The sequence below is a fragment of the Rhodopseudomonas sp. BR0C11 genome, from assembly GCF_010820945.1.
In the GTDB taxonomy this organism is placed as follows: domain Bacteria; phylum Pseudomonadota; class Alphaproteobacteria; order Rhizobiales; family Xanthobacteraceae; genus Rhodopseudomonas; species Rhodopseudomonas palustris_H.
This window is the reverse complement of the sequence record NZ_QTKI01000181.1, coordinates 1-9,016: the sequence shown is the minus strand read 5'-3', so window position 1 is coordinate 9,016 and position 9,016 is coordinate 1. Positions and strand designations below refer to the sequence as shown.

Annotated in this window: 8 protein-coding genes; 3 read left to right on the top strand and 5 right to left on the bottom strand. The window is 60.9% G+C overall.

Annotation, left to right across the window (positions count from 1 at the left end; genetic code table 11):
- Positions 1-393: 393 nt before the first annotated feature.
- Both DYI24_RS14910 and DYI24_RS14905 read left to right on the top strand, forming a co-directional pair.
- The gene (locus DYI24_RS14910; protein WP_164572843.1) at positions 394-690 is read left to right on the top strand and encodes a type II toxin-antitoxin system HicB family antitoxin; all 297 of its coding nucleotides are present in this window, start codon (positions 394-396) and stop codon (positions 688-690) included.
- 130 nt (positions 691-820) lie between these two features.
- Positions 821-1,093 (top strand): hypothetical protein, encoded by a 273-nt coding sequence (locus DYI24_RS14905; protein ID WP_164572842.1) that lies wholly within the window; start codon positions 821-823, stop codon positions 1,091-1,093.
- 99 nt (positions 1,094-1,192) lie between these two features.
- On the opposite strand, the gene DYI24_RS14900 is transcribed toward DYI24_RS14905, so the two are convergent.
- The 5 genes from DYI24_RS14900 to DYI24_RS14880 form a co-directional block, all read right to left on the bottom strand.
- Complete coding sequence (locus DYI24_RS14900) at positions 1,193-1,441, bottom strand: DUF2442 domain-containing protein (RefSeq protein ID WP_107344872.1); 249 nt, start codon at positions 1,439-1,441, stop codon at positions 1,193-1,195.
- Between the two features lie 170 nt (positions 1,442-1,611).
- Positions 1,612-2,436, bottom strand: coding sequence for a hypothetical protein (locus DYI24_RS14895; protein WP_164572841.1), 825 nt, complete (start codon positions 2,434-2,436; stop codon positions 1,612-1,614).
- Entirely contained in the window at positions 2,433-3,035 is a 603-nt protein-coding gene (locus DYI24_RS14890; protein WP_164572840.1) for a hypothetical protein, read from the bottom strand. The genes DYI24_RS14895 and DYI24_RS14890 overlap by 4 nt, the downstream gene beginning before the upstream one ends.
- A gap of 221 nt (positions 3,036-3,256) precedes the next feature.
- The gene (locus DYI24_RS14885; RefSeq protein ID WP_164572839.1) at positions 3,257-4,072 is read right to left on the bottom strand and encodes a hypothetical protein; all 816 of its coding nucleotides are present in this window, start codon (positions 4,070-4,072) and stop codon (positions 3,257-3,259) included.
- A 160-nt stretch (positions 4,073-4,232) separates the two neighbouring features.
- On the bottom strand, positions 4,233-8,006 hold the full coding sequence (locus DYI24_RS14880; RefSeq protein WP_164572838.1) for a vitamin B12-dependent ribonucleotide reductase: 3,774 nt from the start codon (positions 8,004-8,006) through the stop codon (positions 4,233-4,235).
- A gap of 666 nt (positions 8,007-8,672) precedes the next feature.
- Here DYI24_RS14880 and DYI24_RS14875 point away from each other — a divergent pair.
- On the top strand, positions 8,673-9,016 hold a 344-nt coding region (locus DYI24_RS14875), incomplete at its 3' end, for an EamA family transporter (protein ID WP_164572837.1).

The window sequence follows — 9,016 nt, the reverse complement described above, 5'->3', positions numbered from 1 at the left end:
GACCTGAGAGCTGCGATGCCCATCCTGACCAGCGGCGACATTGCGGCCCTTCACCGGCACTGGCAGACGGCCGTCCAATCGCCGCGCAGCTAGTCCCGTAGCCCGGATGAGCGCAGCGACATCCGGGATCAGCGTCGCGACGGCACGAAGAGTTCCGGGTGTCGCTACGCTCACCCGGGCTACGCTGATCCACTCTGCGGGCTTCGGGCTTTGCTTGCCCGTCCAACCTCACCGCCGTCATTCCGGGGCACGCCGCCTTGCGGCGTGAACCCGGAATCTCACGGCACCTTGGTGAGGGCCAAAGGTCACCGCATTGCCATCTCGCAAGCACTGGGAGTATGGAATTTCGGGCTCGCGCTCCGCGCGCCCCTGAATGACGAGCAAGGAGGTCCGATGAGTGCATCATCCGGCTATCTGGCGCTGGTCTACAAGGACAGCGACACCTCCTACGGCGTCGCCTTTCCTGACGTGCCCGGCTGCATCTCGGCGGGCGACACCTTCGAGCAGGCGATCGACAACGCCGCCGAAGCGCTCGATGGTCACCTCGCATTGCTGCGTGTCGACGGCGATCCGATCCCGCAGCCACGCAGCATCGAGCAGCTGCGCGACGACCCGGAGTTCGTCGCGGACGCTGCAGATGCAGTGGTGGCGTTCGTCCGGCCGCGTGCGGAGCGAGCGGCGGCGGAGTGACGAGCCGCATCGTCTGTGGCCCGGATGAGCAAAGCGATATCCGGGATCAGCATCTCGGCGCACGAAGACTCCCGAGTATCGCTGCGCTCACCCAGGCTACGCTTGCTGTCGACCCGAGGAAGTGGTTTCGATGACCTGCGATGTCAAAGAAGTGCTCGTCGCGCTCAATGCGGTAAATGGCGGCGGCGAGATTAATGTCGATGCCGTGAAATCGCTCCGCTGGTCAGTCGACCCGGAGATGGAAGGACTGATGGATGATATTTATCGGGAGCTGATAATATTCGCGAGTGATGACGATGACAGACGCCGGGATCAATCGTATGACGAAACTTGGCGCAGGAATATGATCAAATGGCGCGATCGATTAACGAGCGCTCTTGAACGAAGGGACTCGTTGTCCTGAGCTAGTCCCGTAGCCCGGATGAGCGAAGCGACATCCGGGGCAGCATCTCGGCGGGGCAAAGAGACTCGGGTATCGCTGCGCTCACCCGGGCTACGCTTGCTAAGCAGCAGTTTCCGATGTTTGCGTCACGTCGCCACGGCCTGCCAGGAGGCCGGCGACCGAGATATCCTCGTCGAGCGCGTCCCAATGCAGGCCGACGCGGCTCAATTCCACCTGTGCGCGCTCCGCAGGCGTCGCTCGCAACAGGCGTGGAAACCAAGCCAGCGGCACGCCGAGGGTGCGGCCATCCGACAGCTCGACCCACATCGTGTGATCGTCAAAGCGGACGCTGGTGGCTGAAATGGTCATGCCATGCTCTCAGGACAATCGTCGCAATTGTCTGCGACAGCGGCCATGGTAGTCCTGTAGCCCGGATAAGCGAAGCGCCATCCGGGAGCGGCGTATCAGCAAGTCGATGAATATCCCCGGGTATCGCCACGTCCGCTAGGGCTTGTGTGCACGCAGCAAATCGAATTACCTCAACCGGAGGCCAATGCAAACTTTGGGTTTTTGAAAACGATTTCACTGATATCAGAATAGAATGAATACAGGTTTGGACCCTTGATCTCAGCCAGCCCGGGATGAGCAGAGTTATTCCTAAACTCGAAGCAATGCCGCAGCCGGCCATGCTGGTTGCCATCGATCAGCTCCATGTATTCAAGGACCCATAGCAGCTCGCTGTCGAACACCGTTTGTAGGTCGGACCTGGATTCCACAACAAAGCTCTTCTTGACCCATTTGAACCGTCCCGTCGTCTTACCGGCCAGTTCTTTGCTGGCCTTCGTAAACGTATCGTAGCCGAGTTCTTCAATCTTCCTTTGCACTCTAGAGATCACCGCGCACCACCCCAGAACGACGCAAGCTCTAAGGGCATTCACGGTCAGGCACCGCTGCGCCTCGTCGAGGTACTCAATCTCGCTTCCTGCGAGTCCTTCGATGAAAGGGGTAATGCTGAGCGTCTGTTCAGGTGCAAAGGTGGCCGTTTCGAGCGAGTGGACGATCTCCTTGTAAATTGCGATAGCCGAACCGATCTCGGTCAATAGTGCAGCCTTGCGCGGCTTGGTCTTCGACATTCTCAGAAGTTTATCGAAAACGGCAGTGGCGTCAGGTATATGATCCGAACACCTTTTCGAACCTTCAAGTGCCGACTTAATTGTATCGAACCAGCTGGACGCAACGGCCTTCACGTCCGACAGCAGGCTCCCTGATTGAACCTGCGCGCCGGAGTAACGACCCACTCTCCTTTGCAGGTCGATAATGGCCTTTACATGTGCGGAAGTCTCCGCGAGGAGCTTCTCTTTCACTGGGCCAACTCTTTGATAGTCTCAGCGAGCTTCTTGAGGCCCTGACCGGTCAGTTCGACAGACCCGTTTTCGTCAATCGAGTCGCCAGTAATTGCGCCCTTGAACAGATCAGCACTACGCTTCAGCGTCTTGTTGAAGTTGCTGTCAAAAAAACCGTCATCTTTGACGGCCTGGCGAAGCTCGGAGTACGGAGCGCTTAGACTGTTGCTCAGCAGTCCATTTTCAAGCAGCACCATCATCACTTTCATCATCTGCGCCTTGGCCATGCTTCCGGATGGAATCTTGTAAACAGGAAGCATCGGCTCATGCTCCAGCATGAAGAGTTTGGCTATATCATCCTCTGTTGCGTCACCCCTATTCAATATGGCCTTGATGTTGCCGGGGATCTTGTTACCAGCTGGTAGCTTGACATTCTGATCAGTCTTCTGCTCTCCCGCAGGCGACTTCTCATCCGGCTCCCGTTCAAATTTTGAGCCAGAAAATGCCTTCTCAAATAGGAGCTCGAAGCACCTGAGCCGGAGCGGCTCGGGTACCGTGTTTACGATCTCCACAATTTGGACGATGTCCGTCTTTGCTTTCTCGAAATCCATCTTCGTCATATGGCACCTCCGAATGGAGACTAATTTGCTTGGAAACAGCCCTGGGTTGCAACTGGATTTGTTTGCTTATCATCCGGATTCTGTATGAACTCCGATCGCGTGGTCAGAGATCGTTCCGTGAATGCAAGCTACGCCACGTAGGGGCGAACAGCGGAGCGTATTGCGCCGTCGCATGGTGAGTGGTTGATTGCGCTGCGCTAATCCGCGCTATGGGGTTGCGATTACAGGTGGAGGGTGCTGCGGACTATTTGAATGACGTTTGGTAAGTAACTTTCTAGAAGGCCTAATGCCCTCTTGGCCAATTCGCCGGCCATGGTACCGGCCATTTTTTCTAATACCCAGTATAGAGGTGCGGCTACAACCGCGCCGATTGTGACTATCCGGGCTTTTGGTCCCGAGAGTATAGTTTTGCCAGCCGTGAGCTCCTTAGTGATCTGCTGTCGGTCATCTGGAGAAATTGTGTTGTCGCCGTGCAAGTTGTCTTCGAGTTCATCGATAGCGTTGAGAAGGTCTGTGTGAAGAGAGTTGTGTTCGAGTGGGACTTCGCGGTCGGAAGCAGGAATGGAGGTTATGCTGTCAATTGAGGGGGCGCTCTCATCGTAGTGTTTTTTGATGTATCTCCGAAGATCGGAAAGGAACGGTCTGAACATGTTGTCCGTCAGACTTTGATGAATCTCGTCGAGATTATTGGATCTGCCTCTGAAGTATGTAAATGCGAACTGTTCTGGCTTTATTGCGCCGGAGATCATTTGCTCTGCAATATTCAGATAAAGAGACAGAATGTCTCTTTGATCCTCTGGCAGTTTAACATGGCTGCCTCCCAATCCCCGAGTCGTTGTCAAGTGGGTGGCGCTAATCTCCTCCCATGAAAGACGGCCTCTGAGATATCGAATGTGCGCTCCTAAGTTGTCGTCATCCAATTCGATGAATGAAATGAGATGTTTAAGCCGAACGACGAAGTCGTTGCGGTGCGTAGTGGTCAACTGGTTGGATAGGTCGTCGAATTCTTCAAGGAATTCGATAAGTGAGTTTGTCATGCTGTACTCCGAGGAGGTGCTGACTAAAGGTGGCGTTCTCCGTAACGACTTGTCTTTTTAGTTGATGGTTCGAATGTAAAGAGGCCGCTCTTTCGAGCGGCCTTTCGTACTCTTGGATGGCCGCGATCGGCTCCGCCTTCTTCTGTGGTGGCTGTAGGTCTCAGCTGCACCCCGTCGTCGAGCCGCAAGTATCACACTTCATGCAGGTCCCGTTCCGCACCAGCGTGAAGTTGCCGCATTCCGAGCACATCTCGCCTTCGTAGCCCTTGGCTTTGGCTTCGGCGCGGCGTTCGGCTTTGGTTGGGGCGGCCTGGGTCGCGGCGGTGGTGGCTTTGCTCCACTGCAGCGCTTCCAGCTTCTCGGTCGGTGACAGATCCGTCTGCACTTCCTGCTTCAGCGCGGTGGCGCCTTCGAGGGCGTCGCCGACGCGGGAGGAGGCGAGTGCGGTGACGGTCGGCGCGGCGCCGGCCGGGGCGTTGCGCGGCGTCGTCTCCGCCGGGTGGGCGGGGGTGCTGCGCATCACCACCAGATTGTCGGTGCGCGACCGGGTCAGGCCCTTGGACAGATACTTGGTCGCCGCCGCCGGGCCCGCGATCACGCCGCCATCCGGCACCTTGCCTTCGTCGACGCCCTTGCCGATGGCATCGAAGCCGGTCTCGGTCGGATCGACATGGGCGAGGTCGAACCGGCCCATGTAGCTCACCGCCAGCTCGCGGAACACGTAGTCGAGGATCGAGGTGGCGTATTTGATCGAGTCGTTGCCCTGCACGGGGCCGGCCGGCTCGAACCGGGTGAAGGTGAAGGCGTCGACATATTCTTCGAGCGGCACGCCGTATTGCAGGCCGAGCGAGACCGCGATGGCGAAGTTGTTGATGAAGGAGCGCAGCGCCGCGCCTTCCTTGTGCATGTCGATGAAGATCTCGCCGAGGCGGCCGTCATCGTATTCGCCGGTGCGCAGGTAGACCTTGTGGCCGCCGACCACCGCCTTCTGGGTGTAGCCCTTGCGGCGATCCGGCATCTTCTCGCGCTCGCGCATCACCACGATGCGCTCGACCAGGCGCTCGACCACCTTCTCGGAGACGTGCGCGGCGCGGGCGGCCATCGGCTTGTCGAGGAAGGTGTCGATGTCCTCGTCCTCGTCGTCGTCCGCGATCAGCTGCGCGTTCAGCGGCTGCGACAGCTTGGAGCCGTCGCGGTACAGCGCGTTGGCCTTCAGCGCCAACTTCCACGACAGCATGTAGGCGGACTTGCAGTCCTCCACCGTGGCGTCGTTCGGCATGTTGATGGTCTTGGAGATCGCACCGGAGATGAACGGCTGCGCCGCGGCCATCATCCGGATGTGGCTCTCGACCGACAGATAGCGCTTGCCGATCTTGCCGCACGGATTGGCGCAATCGAACACCGCGTAGTGCTCGGGCTTCAGGTGCGGCGCACCTTCCACCGTCATCGCGCCGCAGATGTGGATGTTGGCGGCCTCGATCTCGCGCTTGGTGAAGCCGAGCGCGGTGAGGAGGTCGAAGTTCGGTTGCGCGATCTGCTCGGCTTCGATCTTGAGGACGTCTTTGAGGAAGTCCTCGCCGAAGGTCCACTTGTTGAAGGCGAACTTGATGTCGAACGCGGTCGGCAGCGCCTTCTCGACCTTGGCGAGCGCTTCATCGGTGAAGCCCTTGGCCTTCAGGGTCGAGGCGTTGATGGCCGGCGCATTCGACAGCGAGCCGTGGCCGACGGCGTAGGCCGAGATCTCTTCGATCTGGTGCTCCGGATAGCCGAGCACGCGCAAGGCGGCCGGCACGGCGCGGTTGATGATCTTGAAGTAGCCGCCGCCGGCCAGCTTCTTGAATTTCACCAGCGCGAAGTCGGGCTCGATGCCGGTGGTGTCGCAGTCCATCACCAGGCCGATGGTGCCGGTCGGCGCGATCACCGTGACTTGCGCGTTGCGGTAGCCGTGCTGCTCGCCGAGTTCGAGCGCCTTGTCCCAGGCCGCCTTGGCGTGAGCGACGGCGTCCGGGATCGGGCAGCCGGCGTGGTCGAGCGGTACCGGGTTGACCGACAGCGCCTCATAGACGCGGGTCTCGCCATGCGCGGCGCGGCGGTGATTGCGGATCACCCGCAGCATATGGTCGGCGTTCTTCTTGTAGCCGGGGAAGGCGCCGAGCTTGGCGGCCATCTCGGCCGAGGTCGCGTACGCGGTGCCGGTCATGATGGCGGAGAGGGCGCCGCACAGCGCGCGGCCTTCCTTGGAGTCATACGACAGGCCCATGGTCATCAGCAGGCCGCCGATATTGGCGAAGCCGAGGCCGAGGGTGCGGAATTCGTAAGACAGCTCGGCGATCTGCTTGGACGGGAACTGCGCCATCAGCACCGAGATTTCGAGCACCACGGTCCACAGCCGGCACAGATGCTCGTAGGCGTCGAGGTCGAAGCGGTTGGCGCCGACGTCGTAGAACGCCAGCAGGTTCGCCGAGGCGAGGTTGCAGGCGGTGTCGTCGAGGAACATGTATTCCGAGCACGGATTGGACGCGCGGATGTCGCCGGACGCCTTGCAGGTGTGCCAGTCGTTCATCGTGGTGTTGAAGTGCAGGCCGGGATCGGCGCTGGCCCAGGCCGCGGTGCCGATCTTCTCCCACAGGTCGCGGGCCTTCAGCGTCTTCACCACCTTCTTGTTGGTGCGGGCGGTGAGGTGCCAGTCGCCGTCGGTCTCGACCGCGCGCAGGAAGTCGTCCCTCAGCGACACCGAGTTGTTGGAGTTCTGGCCGGCGACGGTGAGATACGCCTCAGAATCCCAGTCGGTGTCGTAGATCGGGAAGTCGATCTCCTTGTAGCCCTGCTTGGCGAACTGGATGACGCGCTTGATCATCGCGTCCTGCACCAGCGCGCGGCGCGCCAGCTTGACCTCGCGGCGCAGCGCCGGATTCTTCTCCGGATCGAAGCAGTCGTCGCCCGAGCCCTGGCAGTTGACGCAGGCCTTCAGGATCGCCTTGAGGTGCTTCTGGTTGACCTTGGAACCGGTGACCAGAGCCGCGACCTTCTGCTCCTCCTTCACCTTCCAGTCGATATAGGCCTCGATGTCCGGGTGATCGACGTCGACCACCACCATCTTGGCGGCGCGGCGGGTGGTGCCGCCGCTCTTGATGGCGCCGGCGGCGCGGTCGCCAATCTTCAGGAAGCTCATCAGGCCGCTCGACTTGCCGCCGCCCGACAGGCGTTCGCCTTCACCGCGCAGCCGCGAGAAGTTGGAGCCGGTGCCGGAGCCATACTTGAACAGCCGGGCCTCGCGGACCCACAGGTCCATGATGCCGCCGTCGTTGACGAGATCGTCCTCGATGCCCTGAATGAAGCAGGCGTGCGGCTGCGGGTGCTCGTAGGCCGACTTCGACTTGGTCAGCTTGCCGGTCTTGTAGTCGACGTAGTAGTGGCCCTGGCCGGGACCGTCGACGCCATAGGCCCAATGCAGGCCGGTGTTGAACCACTGCGGTGAGTTCGGCGCCACCATCTGCATCGCCAGCATGTAGCGCAGCTCGTCGAAGAAGGCGCGGGCGTCGTCTTCGCTCGAGAAGTAGCTGCCCTTCCAGCCCCAATAGGTCCAGCAGCCGGCGAGGCGGTCGAACACCTGCTTGGCGGAATGCTCGGAGGTGTAGCGCTCGCTCTCGGGCAGGGCGGTGAGGGCGTCGGTGTCGGCGACCGAGCGCCACAGCCACGACGGCACGCTCTCTTCTTCGACCTTCTTCAGGCGCGCGGCGACGCCGGCTTTACGGAAATACTTCTGCGCCAGCACGTCGGAGGCGACCTGCGACCAGAACTCCGGCACCTCGACATTCTCGAGGCGGAACACCACCGATCCGTCCGGATTGCGAATCTCGCTGGTCGTCAGCCTGAACGCGATGTCCGCGTAAGGAGACTGGCCGTCCTTGGTGTAGCGCCGTTCGATCTTCATCTCGTGCCCCGTTCAAGTCGCCCGAACCCCCGCCTTGGGTGGTCCAGGAAGTTGCTAGATGGACGAACCTTGTTCGCCCGGCGAGCCGTGACCCGGCTCCATCTGTTTTCGCAGGCAGAGGCGACGGCCGCATTTTTTGCAGCCGGACACTCCACCCAACATAACGCCCCATGTCGCTTTGCGAGCCGTTTTGCCGGCCCGTCGGAATGCGCCCCAACGGTCGATTTAGGAGCAGACGACGCCTCGCCCCGCTGCCGCTGTGGCCGTCGGAGGTGGTCGGTCTGGACCCTTCTGGGAAACGTCCGGCGGGACAAAAACACTCCCTCGCTGGACGGCCCTGAAGCTAGGCCGACTCCGTCCGACCCGTCAAGCAATAGTGCGGGTTCCTGAATCAAATACTAAATGTGGTGGATTAGGGTGGAAAACAGGGGCCGCGGCTCGCCCTGACCCGGTCAAGTATCGGTGAGTCCTCAGAGATTCCAAAGATCAAAAACGCGGCGCGGCGCCGCCGATCGCGGCTGCACCCGCTGTTCACAGGACAGGTATTTTTTCGCTCCAGGGGCTGGCCAAACCCGACTCAGAAGAGACGGCCTAAAGGTGTCTGATTACGGGTGGCGTCGGCCCCCCAACACCGGCATTCTGCGCGCTCCTCCTGCCGGGTTTTCCATGTCCGATCCTTCTCCGATTCCCGCGCGCGGCCGCATCGCGTCCGGCGGCCTGGTGTTCCTGACCGTGACCACGGTGGCCTGGGGCCTGAGCTGGCCGGTCACCAAATATCTGATCGCGCAGTGGCCGCCGCTGCCGCTGCGCGGCCTGACCGGGATTGCCGGCTCGCTGGCGCTGTTCGGCTATGCGGCGCTACGCGGCGACAGCCTGGCGGTGCCGCGCGACCAGCGGCTGCGGCTGGTGGTGTCGGCGTTCTTCAACGTCACGCTGTGGATGGCGGTGATGGGGCTGGCGCTGCTGTGGCTGCCGGCGGGCGAGACCGCGGTGATCGCCTACACCATGCC